Below are 263 nucleotides of genomic sequence, written 5' to 3' on the forward strand. Positions count from 1 at the left end.
GTATTCACCCGCTGCTAGGTTTTCATCTAGTTTAATATTGCCAATTTGTTCGCGGTGCAATTCAACCACTTTGTTGTCTACAGCGGCTAACATGCGCTTAACTTGGTGGTATTTACCTTCACAAATAGATAAACGTAAGCCGTAATTAGCGAGGCGCTCTGCTTTTGCCGGACGGGTTAGAGTTTTTTCATTATGTAATTGTACCCCTTCGCGCAGTGCCTCTAACGATTCGTCAGTAATGGGCTCTTGGGTTTCTACTAAGT

General features: G+C 43.7%; 1 pseudogene. It reads right to left on the minus strand.

Annotated features, from left to right (window positions below):
• Positions 1-263 (minus strand): annotated as a pseudogene (locus AAEY88_RS14075) (16S rRNA pseudouridine(516) synthase); the annotation flags it as partial.

It is taken from the genome of Psychrobacter sp. CAL346-MNA-CIBAN-0220 (assembly GCF_040309805.1).
Lineage (GTDB): Bacteria > Pseudomonadota > Gammaproteobacteria > Pseudomonadales > Moraxellaceae > Psychrobacter.